Origin of the sequence: Mycolicibacterium frederiksbergense, assembly GCF_012223425.1 — a bacterium.
Lineage (GTDB): Bacteria > Actinomycetota > Actinomycetes > Mycobacteriales > Mycobacteriaceae > Mycobacterium > Mycobacterium frederiksbergense.
Window position 1 is genome coordinate 3,546,572 of the sequence record NZ_CP038799.1, and the last position, 17,252, is coordinate 3,563,823.

Sequence of the window (17,252 nt, forward strand, 5' to 3'; positions counted from 1 at the left end):
TCGGTAAGTGAATGCCTATCAGCTTACTTAACGATCGGTCAGTTAGGCTGGGTACGTGAGCGCACCCCGGTCGGACACCCGCCAACGCATCCAGGAGGTGGCGCGCGAACTGTTCGCCGAGAAGGGTGTGCAGCGCACCAGCCTGCAGGACATCGCGGCCCGGCTGGGCATCACCAAACCGGCGTTGTATCACCACTTCTCGTCGCGAGAAGACTTGGTGCGCAGCATCGTTGCGCCACTGATCGATGGCGGGGAACAGTTCGTCGCCGAATGTGAGCGGGCCGACGGACTGACCCCCACCGAGCTTCTCGGGCGCTATTTCGACTACTTCTACCTACATCGCGCCGCTCTGGTGACCGTGGTGTCTGAGCTGAGCACCATCGCCGACCTCGGGCTGATCGACAGCATGCTGGCCTGGCGGGAACGCCTCGGACGGGTGATCTTCGGGCCGGACCTCACGCTGGAACAGGACGTGCGCGCCGTGATCGCGCTGGGCGGGTTACAGGATTGCTGCCTGCAGTTTCCCGATACGCCGGCCGATGCACTGCGGGCCGCGGGTGTCGCTGGGGCGCTGGACGCGCTGGGGCTGAGTCAGAAACCGCCCAGATCGGCCGACAGCCAGTGCTGAGGTTTCATGAACACCGCCACGCTGGGGCCGTGCTCGCGCCGGGCCATCTCCAGATACGGTTCGACCGCCTCGGGCGGCAGGTAACGCCTGGTCATCTCGACGAGTTGGTCGTCGGTGCCGTCCTCGATCCGGTCCACCGCGCCGTCCACCGCGACATAACGGACGGTGGGTTCGACGCGCTCGACCATCAACGAGAGGTATCCGCCGGCCTCGATCAACCGGTGCTTTCGTGACCCGGTGCCGGTGATGAACCAGGGCTGACCACCGGGGGTGTACTGGTACCAGATCGGCACGGTCAACGGACCGCGATCTTTCCCGGCGCTCACCGACAGAGCGGCAACATGGGGCTCAGCAAGGAACGTTTCGCGTTCTTCCCGAGAGAGGGCCATGGGTCAGAGGCAGGGGCGGAAAAAGAGCAGCTGCGGACCGCAGATGCCCGAGGCTCCGAGCTTCGGCGGGCCGATGGGCGGAAGCTGAGGCAAACCGACGGGCGGGAGCTGCGGCATGCCGATGGGCGGGGGAGGCGGGAGTTGCGGGAGACCGACCGGGACGTTCAGGGCAGCAGGGACGGCCGACATGAAGTTGGCCGCATTGGCAACTTGCGAGAAGCTGCTCACCAAGCTGGCTCCGCCGTAGCTGCTTCCGCCCGGAGCCAAACCGAGCAGGTCGAGAGCGATGGCGGTGTCAGCGACCGCGCCGGCGAAGAGGGCAGGCCAACCGACCACGGTGTTAGCCACGCCGAACGAGGTGCCGATGGTTTGGTTGATTTCGGGCAGGGCCCCGATGTTGTTGGCCAACTGCACCACACCGCCCAGCTGATCGGGCGTGAGCTTTGCTATAGCGGGAGTCTGAGCCTTCTGCAGGGCAGCGGACAACAGCGACTGGCATTCGCCGCTGTCAGCATTGCGGACCTGCGAATCGTTGCAGGTGTCCACGCAGTTACCGTTATAGGAGACCTGGCCCCGCGAGCAGCTCTCCGCCGCGCCGGGAGCTGCAGTGGCTATCGAGATCGCGGCCAGCGGCATGAAGGCTGCCAGTGATGCAGCCGCAAGGCGGCGTGGGTTGGCAGTCATCATCAGTCCTCGGGATCGGGTGCGCGAACGACTCGTATATCGGTTTCAGCGAACGATAGTTACAGAGTGTAGACGATTCAACAACGGAACGTGTGGGCCTAGAGTTTGAAGGTATGCGCTTCGGACTCTTCATCCCGCAGGGTTGGCGACTCGACCTCGTCGACATTCCCACCGATAAGCACTGGTCAGTGATGCGTGACCTGGCCACCTACGCCGATAACAGCACGTGGGACTCGGTGTGGGTCTACGACCACTTCCACACCGTTCCGGTCCCCACCGATGAGGCCACCCACGAGGCCTGGACCCTGATGTCGGCGTTCGCGGCCACCACCGAACGGGTCAAACTCGGCCAGATGTGTACCGCCATGAGTTACCGGAATCCGGCCTACCTGGCAAAAGTCGCAGCAACCGTCGACGTGATCGCCGGCGGCCGCACCCAGATGGGTATCGGCGGCGGTTGGTACGAACACGAATGGCGCGCCTACGGGTACGGATTCCCGTCCGCGGGTGAGCGCTTGGGCCGCCTCGATGAGGGCGTGCAGATCATGCGGGACGCCTGGCGTGACGGCCGGGTCACCTTCGACGGGAAGTACTACCAGGTGGACGGCGCCATCGTCGCCCCCAGGCCGCCGCAGGAGGGTGGGCTGCCGCTGTGGATCGCCGGCGGCGGCGAGAAGGTCACCCTGCGCATCGCCGCCAAGTACGCGCAGTACACCAACTTCAGCAGCGCGCCCGAGGAGTTCGAGCGTAAATCGCAGATCCTGGCCGGGCACTGCGGCGAGGTCGGCACCGATTTCGGCGCGATCGTGCGGTCGGCCAACGTCAACTCCGTGATCGCCGGCTCCGAGTCCGAGGTCAAGGACCGGCTCAAGGCCATCCGGGACCGGCAGGTGCCCAAGGCCGGCGAGGACGCCGTCGATGCCATGCTGTCCAATGTCGCCTCACCGGACTCGGCCACCGGCACCCCCGAACAGGTCATCGAACGGCTGACGCGGCTGCGCGACCTCGGGTGTGAATACGCCATCGTGTACTTCCCCGAAGCCGCGTACGACCGTTCCGGTATCGAGTTGTTCGAGCGTGAGGTCATCCCTGCACTGGGCTGACCTGGTAGTGCGCGATTCGCCAGCCGTCTGGCGTGCGGGTGACGAGCACGCTCAGATTCAGGGTGACGGTGGCACCGTCGGCGAAGGTGAAATCGGCCCGCGTGTAGCCGAGCACCACACCGTCGGCGGGTGTGCGGCTCTCCAGGATGCGGTAGCGCACGGTCAGTCCGAGCGGCTGTGACGCGTAGTAGTCGCGGACGCCCGCGCGGCCCACGCTGTAGGGCCGCAGTCCCTGGAAGATGGCGTCGGTGGTGAACACCTGCGCCACCCGATCCGGTTCGTGGGCGTCGATACCCGCCTGCCAGACGTCGAGGACCTCGTGGAGTACCTGCCCGCCGGACATCAGTGCCCCGCCGCCTGGCCGCCGTCGACGTGCAGGATCTCGCCGGTGACGAAGCCGGCGTTCTCCAGGTAGAGCACCGCGTCCACCACATCGTCGATGGCACCGAGATGGCCGACCGGGTGCAGCGCGGCCAGGAACTCGTGGGTCTCCGGTGGGTGCATCGGGGTATCGATGATGCCCAACGCCACCGCATTGGAGCGGATGCCGCGTCCCGCGTACTCGATGGCCAGCGCCTTGGTCGCCGCATTCAGGCCACCCTTGGTCAGCGATGCCAGTGCCGAGGGAACCTGCGAGTTCGCGTGGTCGACCAGGCTGGTCGAGATGCTGATGATGTTGCCGCCGCCATGGGATTCCATCGCGGCGACCGCGGCCCGGGTCACCTCGAAGAAGCCGCGCAGGTTCACCCCGGTGATGGCGTCGTAATCGGCGTCGGTGTACGCGGTGAACGGTTTGGCGATGAAGATGCCTGCGTTGTTCACGACGGTGTCGACGCGGCCGAAGTGCTCCAGTGCGGCGTCGATGATGCGCCGGCCGACACCGGGTTCACCGATATCGCCGGGTACCGCGAGCACCATCGGGTCATCGCTCGCGGCGATGGTGCGTGAGTTGGCGACGACGGCGTAGCCGAGCGTGCGGTAGCCCTCGACCAGTGCCGCGCCGATTCCCTGGGATGCGCCGGTGATGATCGCGACGCGGGTGGTGTTGTTCATGAGCTGAGCCTTTCTGGGGGTGATCTGTTCGCCTCAACCGCATTCACGGCGGCACCCATGCCTGGTCGATAGGACCGGAAAACTCGCTGGTGATAGCGCGGGCCTACTAGGCTGCACCGGGTGGAACTGCGGCAGCTGCGGTATTTCGTGACGGTCGCCGAGGAACTGAACTTCGGCAGGGCGGCCGAGCGGCTGCGCATCGCGGGACCGTCGCTGTCCCAGCAGATCAAGGCGCTGGAACGCGATCTCAAGGTTCAGCTGTTCGACCGGGACCGCCGGTCGGTGGCGCTCACCCCGGCGGGGACCGCGCTGCTGCCCGATGCCCGGCCTTGTCAGAGGTGCGATAGTTGAGTTCATGGAGAAGATCTCGCTCACTGCCCTCGCGCGTGAGCACCTGGAAACGGCCCGCGCCGCCACCAGCGGTCGCAGCGCGCACACGGTCTACGGCGGTCACGAGCACAGCCTGCGGCAGACCCTGATGGCGCTGACCGCGGGCAACGGTCTCGACGATCACGAGAGTCCGGGGGAGGCGACGGTGCAGGTGCTCCACGGCCGGGTCCGGGTGAGTACCGCCGACGCCGGCTGGGAAGGTTCGGCCGGTGACCACCTGGTGCTCCCGCGCACCCGGCACGCGCTGGCCGCGATCGAGGATTCGGTGGTGCTGCTGACGGTGGCCAAACAGGTCGGCCCGCACGTCTGACCGGGGCGGCGCCTCAGAAGGGACTGGAGTTCGACTGCCAGCGCGCCTCTTCGGGGCGGGCGCCGTAGCGCCGGGCATAGTCCTCGTGCACCCGGGCGTTCTTCTCGCGATTGATGCTGTCGACCAGGTTGGGGTTCAGACCGTGCTGGGCCAGGCGGTGCCGTCGCCACACCTTGTTCAGTACGTAGCCCATGATCAGCGCCCAGGTGTAGATCGGCACGGTCATCTCCAGGTGCACGTACAGCGAGGCCGGCAGCAGCCAGAGCGGCGCGAGGATCAACGCCGGCGGGATCGCGTAGCGGATCATGTGGCGGCGGATTGCGCCCGGGCCGGACAGGTCGGCGGCGACCCAGTCCTGCATGGAATCGGGCAGACGCCGCCCGTACGCGTAGAGAACCCGCTGAACGAAGGTGGGAGTGTCGGCCATGATTTAAATAGTACCCTAACTATTAGTGGGCTACTATTGTGAGCATGACCACGGTGTCCCATGAAGTCGATCCGCTCGCACTGGAGCGTCAGGTGTGTTTCGCGCTCGCGGTGACCAACCGCGCCGTGCTGGCGGTGTACCGGCCCCTGCTGGAGCCGCTGGGGCTCACCCATCCGCAGTACCTGGTGATGCTGGCGCTGTGGGACAACGCCAATGTCGATGGAGAACCGTTGTCCGTCAAGCAGATTGCCGCCCTGCTGCAGCTGGACCCGGCCACCACGTCACCCATGCTCAAGCGGCTGGAGACGCTCGGTTTCATCACCCGGACCCGTAGCGCTGCCGATGAGCGCACCACGCTCATCTCGCTGACCGCCGGCGGTGCGGCGCTGCGTCGCAAGGCCCTGGACATCCCGCCCGCCGTGGTGGCCCGGCTCGGCGTCGACCTCGCCGAACTGGAGCATCTGCACTCGGTGCTGACCCGGATCAATGCGGCCGCGGTGGCTGCCGGCGCGCTGGAAACCTGACTCCCGAACCGAGCGAATTTGGTGCAGCTGCGCCTGGTGGGGCGATGTTAGCCTCGAATGCGGCGGAGGTGATGGCAGCGTGGGGTTCTGGGGCTTTGTCGACGACGTCGTCGACGGTGTGTCCGAGGTGGCAGAAAAGGCCAAGAAGGCCGCCGAATGGGTCGCCGAGACCGCGGAGAAACTCGGCATGCCCAGCCTGGGCGAGACGGCCAGGACGATCGAGCATCGGGCCGGGAAACTCATCATTGCCCCGACGGTCGTGCTCCAGGAGGGGCAGAAGCAGATCGACCGGATGCTGAAGTCCTGTGGTGAGGGCGACCCGGACCATGCCAACGAATTCACGGACTCCGCCGAGGCTTTCGATGCGGCCGAGCTCCCGCTGGCCGGCGCGTATCCCGGCGATCAATGGTCCGGTGGGACCGCGGCCGACCGCTACTCGGAGCGGAACAGAGAGCAACACAATCGCGTGGTGACCCTTGCCGATCTGGACCGCGAGATCCACCGATTGATCAGCAACGAGGCGGACCTGCTTCCGCCGGTTCGCAGGTCCCTGGAGATCCACCACAACGACCTGGCCGACTTCGGCAATTTCACCCAGTACGTCGGAAGGATGGGGGCGTACGGCAAGGCGGCGCAGTACGCGATGGAGGTCGCGATGGTCGCCACCACCCTGGCCCAGGCCATTCCGGAATACGAAAGCATGCAGGACGAGGCCGATGCGATCGCCCGGTCGGTCGCCAAAGTCGGCGACGAGTACCAGAAGATCGCGGACGGCGTCACGATCTCTGATTCCGCCAATGACTACGATCCGCGGATGCCCCCGCCGGCAGGGAGATGACGATGAGCCAACCATTGAGCCCACTGCAGATTACCGCCGGGCACATCCGCGTGCTGGCCGATCAGCAGAACCAGGCTTCACGGGCGATATGGGACGCGCGACTCAAGGCGGTCGGGGTCCACACGGGGGTGGAGAAGACGCACGGAACCGTCTGCGATGACACTGCCAAGGCGCTCAAGCGGGCGGAGGAAGTACGCAAGCAAGCAACCAACATGGTGCGAGCGCAGTCCGACGATCTCGCAGTCAAGCTCGAGCGCGCGGCCGAGAGATACGACGCCATCGACGCGCAGGGCAAGCGCGACATCGATCGGCAGATGCAGCCCGGTGGCTGAACCGAAGGTAGCCCGCCGGTGAGTGGCGTTGGTTGGGACGACGACACCGTGGACGACTACGACGCCGAGCAGCAGGGCGGCGAACTCGCTGCCCTGGATTTCTCTCCGCCGGCTGATGACGAGCCGCGGGACACCCCGCACACAGGGACTGACGAAGATGACGACTCAGAGGTCCCGGTCTTCACTGTGACAAATCCGGCCGGCACAGTATCGGTGTCGGCGTACCTCACCGGACCGGTTCAGCGGGTAGATCTCGACCCGAGTGTGGTGAAGATGACCGAACGTGAACTGGCGGAAGAGATTCGGGTGATCGCCGAGCTGGCGCAGCTCAAGGCACGATCCGTGATGCACGGGTTCCTACTTGAGGGGTTGGCCCGGATGGGAAATGACCGTTCAGAATGGAGTTCCATCCTGAGCACCGCCATTCAGCTGCCGTCACCGGAGCAGGCCGCCGAGAACATCGCCGAAGTCTTCGCCGCCAGGTACGGCGAGGATGCGCACTGAGATATCGGTGTGGGTCACTGCCCGTTCACGCGGCCGTCGCAGCTCACGGACCCGCCGACGGTTCGATCCTCGACAAGCGTTGTCCCGTACGTGATCACCCGGCACGCAAGTTCCTGGTCGGATCCATCGGTCGTCTGCGCCGAGACCTCGAAGTAGGCGTCCTCACCCTCAAGTGTCACGGTCTCCCCCCACGGTAGAGGGACGGTTTGCACATGGACCTCACCGTCGGCACTCTGATATACGAGTTCCACCGACTCTGCAGCACCGGTCACCGAATAGGTCACCACGGTGCGGTGCGAATCGTAGCGATCGTCATCGCCGCCGGAACTGATCACGACAAGCCCCACGGCGGCCACGAGAACGAGAACAACTACGCCCCCGATGATCCACGGCCACCGGCTCTTGCCTTTGGGCGGCGGCTGTTGCGGATAGCCGGGTCCTCCGGGATAGCCTGGAGGCGGCCCCTGCGGGACACCCAGGGTTGTCCACCTGGTGGCGGGTAGTAGCCCCCGTCGTTACTCGTCACCGTCGAACTCCTTGCGTAAGGGTCCTTTCAGTCTAAATCGCCGCCCTCAGTGGCTTGACCGCATCTTTGCGTGACGATGTCAGCGGTGCGCCAGGACGTTGACGACGTTGCCGGCGCCGTCGGCGAAGAAAAACCGCCGCACGCCCCATTCCTCGTCGGACAGCGGGTGCACGATCCGCAGGCCCGCGGCGAGCGCGGCGGCGTGCGCGGCCTCGACATCGTCGACCTCGATCGACACCGTCGGGTTGACCGGCGCGGTCAGGTCCTTCGTCATCAAGCTGAGCTGGTGCCGATGCTCGGCGTCGGCGAGGGTGACGATCCACCCGTGGTTCATCACCTCGGTCAGGCCGAGCGTGGCGACATACGCGTCGCGGGTCGCCTCGATGTCGGTGACGGTGAGGATCGGCACCACCCGCCCGACGGTCATATGGCCGGGCCCAGCAGATCGTCGGCGTCCTTGATGATGTAGCCGTAGCCCTGCTCGGCCAGGAAACGCTGCCGGTGCGCGGCGTACTCGGCGTCCAGGCTGTCGCGGCTGACCACCGAATAGAACACCGCACCGCCACCGTCGGCCTTGGGCCGCAGCAACCGTCCCAGCCGCTGCGCCTCCTCCTGACGCGACCCGAAGGTTCCCGAAACCTGAACGGCGACAGAGGCTTCCGGAAGGTCGATGGAGAAGTTGGCGACCTTGGACACCACCAGGGTGCGGATCTCACCGCGCCGGAACTGGTCGAACAGCAGCTCGCGTTCGGCGTTCTTGGTCGAGCCCTGGATCACCGGGGCGTCCAGCTCCTGGCCGAGCTCGTCGAGCTGATCGAGGTAGGCGCCGATCACCAGCGTCGGCTCCTTGGGATGGCGCTCCAGGATCGACTTCACCACCGCGATCTTCGAGTGCGCGGTGGAGCACAGTTTGTAGCGTTCCTCTGGTTCGGCGACCGCGTAGAGCATCCGCTCGTTGTCGGTCATCGTCACCCGGACCTCGATGCACTCGGCCGGCGCGATCCAGCCCTGCGCCTCGATGTCCTTCCACGGCGCGTCGTAGCGCTTCGGACCGATGAGCGAGAACACGTCACCTTCGCGGCCGTCCTCGCGGATCAGTGTCGCGGTCAGCCCGAGCCGGCGCCGCGACTGCAGATCCGCGGTCATCCGGAACACCGGCGCGGGCAGCAGGTGCACCTCGTCGTAGATGATCAGGCCCCAGTCACGGCTGTCGAACAGCTCCAGGTGCTTGTACTCGCCCTTGGTACGCCGGGTGATCACCTGATAGGTCGCGATGGTGACCGGGCGGATCTCCTTGCGTTCGCCGGAGTACTCGCCGATCTCTTCCTCGGTCAGCGAGGTCCGCGCGATCAGCTCACGCTTCCACTGCCTGCCTGCGACGGTGTTGGTGACCAGGATCAGCGTGGTCGCACCGGCCTTGGCCATGGCGGCCGCGCCGACCAGGGTCTTGCCCGCGCCACAGGGCAGCACCACGACCCCGGACCCACCGGCCCAGAACGAGTCGGCGGCCATCTCCTGGTAGTCGCGCAGGACCCAGCCGTCCTGGGCGAGGGTGATCGGGTGCGCCTCGCCGTTGACGTAGCCGGCCAGGTCCTCGGCGGGCCAGCCGATCTTCAGCAACATCTGTTTGACCCGCCCGCGCTCGCTGGCGTGCACGATCACCATGTCGTCGTCGATGCGGGCGCCCAGCATCGGGGCGATCTTCTTGTTGCGCAGCACCTCTTCGAGGACGGCGCGGTCCAGGCTCACCAGCACCAGTCCGTGCACCGGACTCTTGATCAGTTGCAGCCTGCCGTAGCGGGCCATGGTGTCCACGATGTCGACCAGCAACGGCTGCGGCACCGCGTACCGGGAGAAGCTCACCAGGGCGTCGACCACCTGCTCGGCGTCGTGCCCGGCGGCGCGGGCGTTCCACAGGGCCAGTGGCGTGATGCGGTAGGTGTGGATGTGTTCGGGGGCGCGCTCGAGCTCGGCGAACGGGGCGATTGCCGCCCGCGCCGCACCGGCGAGTTCGTGGTCGACTTCGAGCAGCACGGTTTTGTCGGACTGCACGATCAGGGGGCCGTCAGTCATGCGCGATCCGCTTCGCTACTCGCTTGAAGGTCATTCCGTCCATTATCCAGAGTCGGCCGACACCACGGATGTCACGCGGTGGATGGCAAACTCCCGCACCCGGCCCGAGGCCGGATCAAAGGCGGTCAACTGGCCCCCGCGGATGTTGATCGGGGACACCACGCGCTGGGTGGCCACCCCCGCCGGATCCACGTAACCCATGACCACCGACGTCTGCTCCAGCGCCGCCTGCTGCAGCAGCGCGATGAGCACCGCCGGATCCAGGCGTTCACCGGAGCGCGGCGAGGCAGCCACGCTGCGCATCACCGCGACGATCGCGCCCAGGGTCTGGGCTCCGGGAGCGGTCAGCGGCCGGAACACCCGGCGCCGCCCCGGTGCGGGCACCCGGGCGCCACGGGCACGGATGTCGACGACGGCACCGGTGGAGTCCTCGGCAGCAGGCACGAACCCGCCGGCGCGCAGGGCCGCCAGCACATCGCCGATCGAGGCCTGCGACACCGCGACGGTGGGCGCCAGGATGCGCAGTTCCAGGGGTTCGGCGGCCGGCGTGGACACCGCCTGGGCCAGCAATGCCGGGTCCTCGCAGCGCACGAACGATGCCGCCATCCCGACCCGTAGCTGGCCGTGTCGGCGTGCGACATCGTCGATGAGGTACGTCAAACCTTGTGGCACAGGTGTTTTCGAGTGCTTCTCGAAGAAGGCGTGCAGCCCGCCCGCGGTGTGCCCGGCATCGAGAGCACGGCGGATCGTCGGTTCGCTGATCCGGTAGACCATCGCGGCACCGGCCGACTCCACGGTGGCCACCGCGTCGAGCTGTTCGGCGAGCTCGCGCAGCAGCGGGCCGGGCACCACCACCGTCAGATCGGCCTGCAGCAGGAAATGGTCCAGCGGTGCCGGTAGCACCTTGGCCATCGCGTTGATCACGGCCTCGGCGTCGTCCTCGCTGCGTTGGGCCAGCAACAACCGGGTCGGGCCGGCGATCGCGCCGCGCCCGACCAGCCCGACCGCGTGGGCTTCGCGTAGCAGGTTGGTCACCGGGTCGAGTTGTAGCCGGGCGGCCCATCGCGGCCGCTGCCACACCATCGCCAGCGCCGCCGATTCGGGTTCCACGCCCGCGCCGGCGGGCAGATCGTTGAGCACCGTCAACAGCAGGCGACGGTCCAGCGGGGCAGCGGTCGAGTACAGCGCATCCGAGAGCACTCCGAACGGCTTGCCGTCGGGACCGCGGCTGCCCACCAGGCTCGGCCGCGCGGGCAGGTTCAGCCAGGTCCAGGCGACCAGGTGCCAGCGCGCGGCGGTCGAGATCTCGATGAAACGGTCCGCGGCGACCGTCGGCGCCCAGTACGGGGCGTTGCCGTCGGCAGGTTCGGGGTCCGGGGTACCGGGCGCGATCAGACCCGCCGCGGCGGCCACCTCCAGGATCAGGCCCAGCCGCTGCTCGTCGATACCGGTCAACTTGGTCAGCTTCTTGACCTCGCGGACCCCGAGCCCACCGCTGCGCAGTTCGGGCACCGGGGTGGACGACAGCGTCTGGATCAGCACGTCGAACTCGCGGAGCAGGTCGATGGCGGCGCCGGCGGCCACCGAGTCGACGTCGGCCTGCGTCGTGGTGTGCATCGTCGGGTCCGGCGTGCGCAGACCGGTCGGGCCGGGCAGGTCACCGCGCATCACCTGGGCGACGACCCGCGGCAGGATGACGGTGTCCCCGGTGTCACTGCCGATGTGGTGCAGCAGCCCGGCGGCCAGCAGCCGCTGCACCGGCCGGTCGGCGGGCGTGCCGGGCAGCGCATCGCGGGTCCGTCCCACCGGTGAGCCCTCGACCAGCCGGGTCAGCAGTTCACGCGACGGTTCGTCGAGGTCCTCGAGCAGCGCCGGGATCTCCTCGGCGGGCAGATCGGGCACATCGGGCACCGCCTGGCCGGGGTACCAGGGCAGCCCGGCCGCGGTCTCGGCCACCACGCGTAGCACGTCTTCACCCCAGATCAGGGCGCGGTCGGCCAACGCGTCGAGCGCCTCCTTGAGCTGGGCGCTGTCGGCGCGGTCATCGAGGTACTCCAGCAGCATGTCCCGCGGCACCGGGGCGGTGTCCGCGTGCAGCACGAGAAGAGCGTCCAGCACCGCCAGGTGCAGGAAGTTCAGGGCGTCGGTGGCCGCCTTGACCGACTGGCGGGCCTGGGCGCGGGCCGCCAGCGCGGCGATGGTGCCCGGCGGTGGCTGGGTGAGGTCCGGCCGGCATTCGAGCAGCCGGACCAGGCTCTCGTCGGGCAGGTCGGCCAGCCAGACGCCGAGCGGCACGCCGGCCCCACCTACTTTGGTCATTGCCGACCAGCCTAAGCCAGCGTCCCGCTCTCGCCACCGCTCGTGGTACCTGCCACAATGTGGGTGTGGCAGACAAGAAGCAGTACGTCGATAATGGCTGGCCCGAGGTGGCCGAGGGCGATCATGCGGTGAGCGAGCTCGTCAGCGATCGCACCGGTTCGTTGTCCCCGTTCGGTGACGTGACCTTCCCGTTGCCCGCAGAGCAACTGCCGTACATTCACCCGGTCACCGTCGTCAACAAGTAACCGGTGAGCGGGCTCTCGCACCTCGACGAGTCGGGCGCGGCCCACATGGTCGACGTCACGGCCAAGACCGCCACCAGGCGCACCGCCGTCGCGCAGGGAGCGGTGCACACCCGCGCCGATGTCATCGAACTGATCGCCGGCGGCGGGCTGCCCAAGGGTGACGCACTACCCACCGCCCGGGTCGCCGGGATCATGGCGGCCAAACGCACCAGCGACCTGATCCCGCTGTGCCACCAGTTGGCGCTGACCGGGGTGGACGTCGAATTCGCCATCGGCACAACCGAAGTCACCATCACTGCCACGGTGCGCACCACCGACCGCACCGGCGTAGAGATGGAGGCGCTGACCGCGGTGAGCGTGGCGGCGCTGACGGTCTACGACATGATCAAGGCCGTCGACCCGGCCGCCCGTATCGAGGACCTGCACGTGGTGCGCAAAGAGGGCGGCAAGACCGGGACCTGGACGCCCGCCTGATGCGCTCGGCGCGCGTCGTCATCGCCTCCACCCGTGCCGCCGCGGGCGTCTACGAGGACCGCACCGGCCCCGTCATCGTCGAATGGCTCGGCGAGCGCGGATTCGACGTGCCTGCCGCCGTGGTCGTCGCCGACGGCAGCGATGTCGAGGCGGCCCTGCGGCAGGCTCTGGCGGACCGGATCTCGCTGATCATCACCTCCGGGGGCACCGGCATCTCGCCGACGGACCGCACCGCCGACATCACGGCCGAGCTGGTCGACTACCAGATTCCGGGCCTGGCCGACGCGATTCGCCGTTCCGGTCTGCCGAAGGTGCCGACCTCGGTGCTGTCCCGCGGCGTGTGCGGAGTGCGCGACGGGGTGCTGATCATCAACCTGCCGGGGTCCACCGGCGGTGTCAAAGACGGACTGGGTGTGCTCGCCGACGTGTTGGAGCATTCGCTGGACCAACTGGCCGGAGGCGACCATGCCCGCTGATGAGCGCTTGCGCGAAGAGGAGACCGGCGCTGAAGTCCTCCGCGTCGGCCTCTGCGAGGAACCGATCTCCCTGACCGAGCACGAAGCCCTGGTCGCTCACGAAGCGGCCGGCGCGGTCGTCGGCTTCTCCGGGGTCGTCCGCGACCACGACGGCGGGCGCTCGGTGACGCAGTTGGAGTACTCCGCGCATCCGTCGGCGTGGGAGACCCTGAACGAGGTGGTGCACGAGGTGGCCCGGGACAGCCATGGCGTGCGTGCCGTCGCCGTCAGCCACCGGATCGGCGATCTGCGCATCGGGGATGCCGCCCTCGTCGTCGCGGTGGCCGCCGATCACCGGCGCGCGGCATTCGAAACCTGCGCGCTGCTCGTCGACACCGTCAAGGACCGGCTGCCGGTGTGGAAGCACCAGCACTTCGGCGACGGTTCCGACGAATGGGTCAACTCGGCCTAGAACGCACCGAAGCCGCACTCCCATCGGGAATGCGGCTTCGGCGGATGCGGTCTTACGGTGCCGGCAGCGGCGCGGGCGGCAGCACCGGTGCGCCGGGCGCGGGCGGCGGAACCGGGGCACCCGGAGCCGGCGTTGCTCCGGGCGGTGCGATGACCTGCCCGGGGGGCGCCGTCGGAGCGGTACCGGTCAGCGAGCGCTGGGTGGTGACGGCGATGAGCGCGTCCTTGCCGGTGATCTGCTGGTCCTGCACGGCATTCCAGATCTGGCGCAGGTAGCTGACGTTGGGGCTCTCGTTGGGCAGCGCGTTCGGGTCGAGCGTCGCTCCCGGCGGCAGGTTCTCCGGGCTGATCAGGTGCGGGACGCCCTCGGCCGGGACCGGCGCCAGCGGATCGGCCGCGGGGGCGGCGATCACGGCGGGTGCGGCCGCCGGAGCGGGCACCGGTGCGGGTGCGGCGGCGGGCGCGGGGACCGGCGCCGGAGCGGGAGGCGCGGGCAGCACCGGCTCCAGGGGCATCGGGGCATCCAGCGACCACAGCTGCGGCTGGCCTTCGGGTGCCGGGGCAACGTCCCAGTCGGCAACCTGGATGGCCGGCAGCGCAGCCAGCTGATCGTGGGTCAGCGAGGCGACGGTCTCGACGGGCGCCGGGGGCGGCGGTACGTCGACCGGCGGTGCGGGCGGCAGCGGGGCGTCCAGCGCCACGGCGACGAACTCGGGGGCGGGTGCCGGGGGGAGCGGGGCGTCGATCGGCGGTGCGGGCGGCAGCGGGGCGTCCAGCGCCACGGGCACCACCTCGGGGGCCGGCGGCAGCGGGGCCGGCGGGGCAGGCGGCAGCGGTGCATCGATGGGCAGCGGGGCCGGGGCGGCGAGCGCATCGATCGGCGCGGGCGGCAGCATTTCGGGTGCCGGCGGGGGCGGCGGCGGGAGCTCGCCATTGATCAGGGGGTTGTCGAGCGGCTGCGGTGCAGGCTCGGCGACGACGTTGCGCGGGGTGGCACCGGACAGACCGCGTCCACAGGTGGGCCATGCGCCCTTGCCCTGGCTGGCGAGCACGCGCTCGGCGACAGCGATCTGTTCTTCCTTGGTGGCCAGGAATGCCGAGGGGGCGAATTCACCGCCACCGTGGCCGGACCAGGTGCTCGGCGAGAACTGCAGACCGCCGTGGTAGCCGTTACCGGTGTTGATGGCCCAGTTGCCGCCGGACTCGCAGCTGGCGACGGTGTCCCATTCGCCGTCGGTCGCGGCGCCGGCCTGACCCGCGAGGGCGAGGCTACCGCCGCCGATGACCGCACCGGTGAAGGCGATCTTGGCGACGCTTACAGACGAAGTTGTGGGCTTACGGTGCCGACCACTCATAGAACTAGAAATTCCTCTCGTCAGCGCCCGCGAGGTCAGCTGTCGGGTTCGGGCAGGAGAGGTTGCCCGGCCTTCGTTCGTCAGAGACGATTTCTGGCTTCACCCCAAGGAACCGGTGGTGGCGTTCCTGGTCTGCTTGTCGGCGGACCGGTTGGGTCCCCCGCCTCCATCCAGTGGTTCGTGGGTGTCCTTGTCCCGATGGATGGAGCTCGGCGCAATCGGGGAAGGCGGGCCGATCAATGTGGGTCGAACGGCTTGGCAAGACGGTAACCGTTCTCCCACCGGCCGTCATCTCGGCGGGCGCCCGGCGTTTCCGGTGCTTAAGAACTATGAGAGGACATTAAAGGTGCAGGGAGTCCGGGCGTTTCCGCAGGTGTTTTCGCGACTCAAACCGCAGGTGGCTACTTTGTGACCATTTTGTGATGTGACACAAATCACGGCTAGCCGCCGGCGAATGGGGGTAACACATCGACCGTTTCGCGCGTTTGAAGCGCGACATTTTTATCGCGCACCGCGACGCCGTCGCGCAGATACGAGCAGCGTGCAAGCACTTTCGCCAGTTCGGGTCCGCGACCCGACAGATCGGTGACCAGTCCGTCGACGGTGGTGCCCGCCGGGACCGACAACGTTTCGGTCTCGATTCCGGCTGCGGCCCGTGCGGCGGCGAAATATCGGATGGTGACCTGTACTTCGGACACGTTCAACCGCCGATGGCGCTCATCGGCCGGACCGGCTGGATGAAGCTCGGATCGTTGATCCCGTGCCCGGCCGGTTTCGCCCACATCGCCGTCCGCCAGGCCGCCTCCAGCGCGTCATCGTCGGCGCCGTCGCGCAGCAGGGCGCGCAGGTCGGTTTCGGTGGAGGAGAACAGGCAGCTGCGGATCTGACCGTCGGCGGTCAGCCGGGTGCGGTCACACGCCCCGCAGAACGACTCGGAGACCGACGCGATGACCCCGACGGTGCCCTCACTGCCGTCCACCCGCCACAGCTGCGCGGGGGCCGATCCGCGCGGGCCCGGATCGGGGCGCAGATCGAAATGTGCGCGCAGCGTGCGCAGGACGATATCGGCGTCGATCGTCTTGTCCCGGGTCCACTCATGGCCGGCGTCCAGCGGCATCTGCTCGATGATCCGCAGCTGGTATCCGTGCTCCAGGCAGAACCGCAGCAGGGGCACGACGTCATCGAGGCCGGTGCGCGGGTCCAGCACGGCGTTGACCTTGATCGGTCCCAGCCCAGCGTCGGCGGCCGCTGCCAGCCCGGCCAGCACGTCGGCCAGCCGGTCGCGCCGGGTGATCTCGGCGAAGTGCTCGGCGTTGACGGTGTCCAGGGAGACGTTGACCCGGTTGAGCCCGGCCGCCTTCAGCCTCGCGGCACGCTTGGCCAGGCCCAGCCCGTTCGTGGTCACCGCGATCTCGGGGCGGGGCCGCAGCGCGGCCGCGGCAGCGATGGTCTGCTCCAGGTGCGGGGAGACCAGCGGCTCGCCGCCGGTGAACCGCACGCTGGTGATGCCGAGCCGGGTGACCGCGATGCGCAGCAGGCGGGCCAGTTCGTCGGCGTTGAGCAGCTGACTGTCGGGCAGCCAGTCCAGGCCCTCGGCCGGCATGCAGTAGGTGCAGCGCAGATTGCACCGGTCGGTCAGCGATACCCGCAGGTCGGTGGCGGCGCGGCCGTAGGTATCCAGCAGGGGGCCGCTGGCGGGCATGCCCGCGGCGACCGGGCGGGTCGGCATCGGCAGTCCGAGATCGGTCAACGTCACCGTGACACCCCGGCGAACGGCTGGTCCGAAGGGACGATCACTTTACCCAGCGGCAGCAGCGACACCGGGATGAGCTTGATGTTCGCGATGGCCAGCGGGATACCGATGATCGTGATCGCCATCGCTATCGCCGTCAGCACGTGCCCGATCGCCAACCAGATACCGGCGACGATGAGCCAGATGACGTTGCCGATGGCGGCACCGGGCCGCGGTCCCGGCTTGTCGACGACGGTGTAGCCGAACGGCCACAGCGCGTAGATGCCGATCCGGAAGGCGGCGAACCCGAACGGAATCGTGATGATGAGGATGAAGCAGATGATTCCGGCCAGGAAATATCCGAGCGCCAGCCACAGGCCGCCGAAGATCAACCAGATGATGTTCAGGATCAGGCGCATG

The 17,252-nt window shown here is 68.1% G+C and carries 24 protein-coding genes, 1 pseudogene and 1 riboswitch; of the genes and pseudogenes, 12 read left to right on the plus strand and 13 right to left on the minus strand.

What is annotated here, in order from left to right; translation table 11 throughout:
• Positions 1-55: 55 nt before the first annotated feature.
• A complete protein-coding gene (locus EXE63_RS20190) occupies positions 56-628 on the plus strand; it encodes a TetR/AcrR family transcriptional regulator (protein ID WP_168143400.1) in 573 nt (190 codons plus the stop codon).
• Here the strand turns inward: EXE63_RS20190 and EXE63_RS20195 are convergent.
• Together EXE63_RS20195 and EXE63_RS20200 are read right to left on the minus strand one after the other, a co-directional pair.
• A complete protein-coding gene (locus EXE63_RS20195) occupies positions 592-1,017 on the minus strand; it encodes a pyridoxamine 5'-phosphate oxidase family protein (RefSeq protein ID WP_168143401.1) in 426 nt (141 codons plus the stop codon). The genes EXE63_RS20190 and EXE63_RS20195 overlap by 37 nt on opposite strands.
• 3 nt (positions 1,018-1,020) lie before the next feature.
• Positions 1,021-1,701: a furin-like repeat-containing protein gene (locus EXE63_RS20200; protein ID WP_168143402.1), complete on the minus strand. Its 681-nt coding sequence runs from the start codon at positions 1,699-1,701 to the stop codon at positions 1,021-1,023.
• Positions 1,702-1,814: 113 nt separating this feature from the next.
• On the opposite strand from EXE63_RS20200, the gene EXE63_RS20205 reads away from it, so the two are divergent.
• On the plus strand, positions 1,815-2,804 hold the full coding sequence (locus tag EXE63_RS20205) for an LLM class F420-dependent oxidoreductase (protein WP_168143403.1): 990 nt from the start codon (positions 1,815-1,817) through the stop codon (positions 2,802-2,804).
• Here EXE63_RS20205 and EXE63_RS20210 read toward each other — a convergent pair.
• Both EXE63_RS20210 and EXE63_RS20215 read right to left on the minus strand, forming a co-directional pair.
• Positions 2,785-3,147 (minus strand): YybH family protein, encoded by a 363-nt coding sequence (locus EXE63_RS20210; RefSeq protein ID WP_168143404.1) that lies wholly within the window; start codon positions 3,145-3,147, stop codon positions 2,785-2,787. The genes EXE63_RS20205 and EXE63_RS20210 overlap by 20 nt on opposite strands.
• Positions 3,147-3,857 (minus strand): SDR family NAD(P)-dependent oxidoreductase, encoded by a 711-nt coding sequence (locus tag EXE63_RS20215; RefSeq protein ID WP_168143405.1) that lies wholly within the window; start codon positions 3,855-3,857, stop codon positions 3,147-3,149. The genes EXE63_RS20210 and EXE63_RS20215 overlap by 1 nt, the downstream gene beginning before the upstream one ends.
• Before the next feature lie 120 nt (positions 3,858-3,977).
• Between EXE63_RS20215 and EXE63_RS33300 the strand changes: the two are divergent.
• Positions 3,978-4,184: pseudogene (locus tag EXE63_RS33300) on the plus strand (LysR family transcriptional regulator); the annotation flags it as partial.
• A 28-nt stretch (positions 4,185-4,212) separates the two neighbouring features.
• Positions 4,213-4,557 carry a cupin domain-containing protein gene (locus EXE63_RS20225; RefSeq protein WP_057168497.1) on the plus strand — a complete coding sequence of 115 codons (345 nt, stop codon included), beginning with the start codon at positions 4,213-4,215 and terminating at the stop codon, positions 4,555-4,557.
• 13 nt (positions 4,558-4,570) lie between these two features.
• On the opposite strand, the gene EXE63_RS20230 is transcribed toward EXE63_RS20225, so the two are convergent.
• Entirely contained in the window at positions 4,571-4,984 is a 414-nt protein-coding gene (locus EXE63_RS20230; RefSeq protein ID WP_168143406.1) for a DUF5313 domain-containing protein, read from the minus strand.
• A gap of 44 nt (positions 4,985-5,028) precedes the next feature.
• Here EXE63_RS20230 and EXE63_RS20235 point away from each other — a divergent pair, with 44 nt between their 5' ends.
• From EXE63_RS20235 to EXE63_RS20250, 4 genes are all read left to right on the plus strand, one after another.
• Entirely contained in the window at positions 5,029-5,508 is a 480-nt protein-coding gene (locus EXE63_RS20235; RefSeq protein WP_168143407.1) for a MarR family winged helix-turn-helix transcriptional regulator, read from the plus strand.
• Positions 5,509-5,587: 79 nt separating this feature from the next.
• Positions 5,588-6,346 (plus strand): EspA/EspE family type VII secretion system effector, encoded by a 759-nt coding sequence (locus EXE63_RS20240; protein ID WP_168143408.1) that lies wholly within the window; start codon positions 5,588-5,590, stop codon positions 6,344-6,346.
• A gap of 2 nt (positions 6,347-6,348) precedes the next feature.
• A complete protein-coding gene (locus EXE63_RS20245) occupies positions 6,349-6,678 on the plus strand; it encodes an ESX-1 secretion-associated protein (protein ID WP_168143409.1) in 330 nt (109 codons plus the stop codon).
• Between the two features lie 18 nt (positions 6,679-6,696).
• Entirely contained in the window at positions 6,697-7,182 is a 486-nt protein-coding gene (locus EXE63_RS20250) for a YbaB/EbfC family DNA-binding protein (RefSeq protein WP_234904191.1), read from the plus strand.
• Positions 7,183-7,196: 14 nt separating this feature from the next.
• Here EXE63_RS20250 and EXE63_RS20255 read toward each other — a convergent pair whose 3' ends face one another.
• The 4 genes from EXE63_RS20255 to EXE63_RS20270 all read right to left on the minus strand — a co-directional run bounded on the left by EXE63_RS20255 (position 7,197) and on the right by EXE63_RS20270 (position 12,100).
• Positions 7,197-7,538 (minus strand): MmpS family transport accessory protein, encoded by a 342-nt coding sequence (locus tag EXE63_RS20255; protein WP_168143410.1) that lies wholly within the window; start codon positions 7,536-7,538, stop codon positions 7,197-7,199.
• Between the two features lie 249 nt (positions 7,539-7,787).
• Positions 7,788-8,135, minus strand: a complete 348-nt coding sequence (locus tag EXE63_RS20260; protein WP_168143411.1) for a VOC family protein — start codon at positions 8,133-8,135, stop codon at positions 7,788-7,790.
• Entirely contained in the window at positions 8,132-9,781 is a 1,650-nt protein-coding gene (locus EXE63_RS20265) for a DNA repair helicase XPB (RefSeq protein ID WP_168143412.1), read from the minus strand. The genes EXE63_RS20260 and EXE63_RS20265 overlap by 4 nt, the downstream gene beginning before the upstream one ends.
• A 42-nt stretch (positions 9,782-9,823) precedes the next feature.
• Complete coding sequence (locus EXE63_RS20270) at positions 9,824-12,100, minus strand: helicase-associated domain-containing protein (RefSeq protein WP_168143413.1); 2,277 nt, start codon at positions 12,098-12,100, stop codon at positions 9,824-9,826.
• A 65-nt stretch (positions 12,101-12,165) separates the two neighbouring features.
• Between EXE63_RS20270 and EXE63_RS20275 the strand changes: the two genes are divergently transcribed.
• From EXE63_RS20275 to EXE63_RS20290, 4 genes are read left to right on the plus strand one after another with little or no spacing between them, the layout of a single operon-like run.
• Positions 12,166-12,345 carry a hypothetical protein gene (locus tag EXE63_RS20275; RefSeq protein ID WP_209999775.1) on the plus strand — a complete coding sequence of 60 codons (180 nt, stop codon included), beginning with the start codon at positions 12,166-12,168 and terminating at the stop codon, positions 12,343-12,345.
• A 45-nt stretch (positions 12,346-12,390) separates the two neighbouring features.
• A complete protein-coding gene (gene moaC / locus EXE63_RS20280; RefSeq protein ID WP_168145670.1) occupies positions 12,391-12,819 on the plus strand; it encodes a cyclic pyranopterin monophosphate synthase MoaC in 429 nt (142 codons plus the stop codon).
• Positions 12,816-13,295 carry a MogA/MoaB family molybdenum cofactor biosynthesis protein gene (locus tag EXE63_RS20285; RefSeq protein ID WP_168145671.1) on the plus strand — a complete coding sequence of 160 codons (480 nt, stop codon included), beginning with the start codon at positions 12,816-12,818 and terminating at the stop codon, positions 13,293-13,295. Before moaC ends, EXE63_RS20285 begins: the two co-directional genes overlap by 4 nt.
• Positions 13,285-13,746: a molybdenum cofactor biosynthesis protein MoaE gene (locus EXE63_RS20290; protein ID WP_168143415.1), complete on the plus strand. Its 462-nt coding sequence runs from the start codon at positions 13,285-13,287 to the stop codon at positions 13,744-13,746. Before EXE63_RS20285 ends, EXE63_RS20290 begins: the two co-directional genes overlap by 11 nt.
• A 52-nt stretch (positions 13,747-13,798) precedes the next feature.
• On the opposite strand, the gene EXE63_RS20295 is transcribed toward EXE63_RS20290, so the two are convergent.
• The 4 genes from EXE63_RS20295 to EXE63_RS20310 all read right to left on the minus strand — a co-directional run bounded on the left by EXE63_RS20295 (position 13,799) and on the right by EXE63_RS20310 (position 17,251).
• Complete coding sequence (locus tag EXE63_RS20295; protein ID WP_168143416.1) at positions 13,799-15,100, minus strand: transglycosylase family protein; 1,302 nt, start codon at positions 15,098-15,100, stop codon at positions 13,799-13,801.
• A gap of 9 nt (positions 15,101-15,109) precedes the next feature.
• A riboswitch (cyclic di-AMP (ydaO/yuaA leader) is annotated at positions 15,110-15,293 on the minus strand.
• A gap of 247 nt (positions 15,294-15,540) precedes the next feature.
• Entirely contained in the window at positions 15,541-15,798 is a 258-nt protein-coding gene (locus tag EXE63_RS20300; RefSeq protein ID WP_105362109.1) for a MoaD/ThiS family protein, read from the minus strand.
• Positions 15,799-15,800: 2 nt separating this feature from the next.
• Positions 15,801-16,856: a GTP 3',8-cyclase MoaA gene (gene moaA / locus EXE63_RS20305; RefSeq protein WP_168143417.1), complete on the minus strand. Its 1,056-nt coding sequence runs from the start codon at positions 16,854-16,856 to the stop codon at positions 15,801-15,803.
• Positions 16,853-17,251 carry a YccF domain-containing protein gene (locus tag EXE63_RS20310; protein WP_168143418.1) on the minus strand — a complete coding sequence of 133 codons (399 nt, stop codon included), beginning with the start codon at positions 17,249-17,251 and terminating at the stop codon, positions 16,853-16,855. Before EXE63_RS20310 ends, moaA begins: the two co-directional genes overlap by 4 nt.
• Position 17,252 lies beyond the last annotated feature (1 nt).

Excerpts from the sequence above, each read along its gene's own strand:
- EXE63_RS20195 (WP_168143401.1), bottom strand. The coding sequence starts at position 1,017 with ATGGCCCTCTCTCGGGAAGAACGCGAAACGTTCCTTGCTGAGCCCCAT.
- EXE63_RS20200 (WP_168143402.1), bottom strand. The coding sequence starts at position 1,701 with ATGACTGCCAACCCACGCCGCCTTGCGGCTGCATCACTGGCAGCCTTC.
- EXE63_RS20205 (WP_168143403.1), top strand. The coding sequence starts at position 1,815 with ATGCGCTTCGGACTCTTCATCCCGCAGGGTTGGCGACTCGACCTCGTC.
- EXE63_RS20210 (WP_168143404.1), bottom strand. The coding sequence starts at position 3,147 with ATGTCCGGCGGGCAGGTACTCCACGAGGTCCTCGACGTCTGGCAGGCG.
- EXE63_RS20215 (WP_168143405.1), bottom strand. The coding sequence starts at position 3,857 with ATGAACAACACCACCCGCGTCGCGATCATCACCGGCGCATCCCAGGGA.
- EXE63_RS20225 (WP_057168497.1), top strand. The coding sequence starts at position 4,213 with ATGGAGAAGATCTCGCTCACTGCCCTCGCGCGTGAGCACCTGGAAACG.
- EXE63_RS20230 (WP_168143406.1), bottom strand. The coding sequence starts at position 4,984 with ATGGCCGACACTCCCACCTTCGTTCAGCGGGTTCTCTACGCGTACGGG.
- EXE63_RS20235 (WP_168143407.1), top strand. The coding sequence starts at position 5,029 with ATGACCACGGTGTCCCATGAAGTCGATCCGCTCGCACTGGAGCGTCAG.
- EXE63_RS20245 (WP_168143409.1), top strand. The coding sequence starts at position 6,349 with ATGAGCCAACCATTGAGCCCACTGCAGATTACCGCCGGGCACATCCGC.
- EXE63_RS20260 (WP_168143411.1), bottom strand. The coding sequence starts at position 8,135 with ATGACCGTCGGGCGGGTGGTGCCGATCCTCACCGTCACCGACATCGAG.
- EXE63_RS20265 (WP_168143412.1), bottom strand. The coding sequence starts at position 9,781 with ATGACTGACGGCCCCCTGATCGTGCAGTCCGACAAAACCGTGCTGCTC.
- EXE63_RS20270 (WP_168143413.1), bottom strand. The coding sequence starts at position 12,100 with ATGACCAAAGTAGGTGGGGCCGGCGTGCCGCTCGGCGTCTGGCTGGCC.
- moaC (WP_168145670.1), top strand. The coding sequence starts at position 12,391 with ATGGTCGACGTCACGGCCAAGACCGCCACCAGGCGCACCGCCGTCGCG.
- EXE63_RS20290 (WP_168143415.1), top strand. The coding sequence starts at position 13,285 with ATGCCCGCTGATGAGCGCTTGCGCGAAGAGGAGACCGGCGCTGAAGTC.
- EXE63_RS20295 (WP_168143416.1), bottom strand. The coding sequence starts at position 15,100 with ATGAGTGGTCGGCACCGTAAGCCCACAACTTCGTCTGTAAGCGTCGCC.
- EXE63_RS20310 (WP_168143418.1), bottom strand. The coding sequence starts at position 17,251 with ATGCGCCTGATCCTGAACATCATCTGGTTGATCTTCGGCGGCCTGTGG.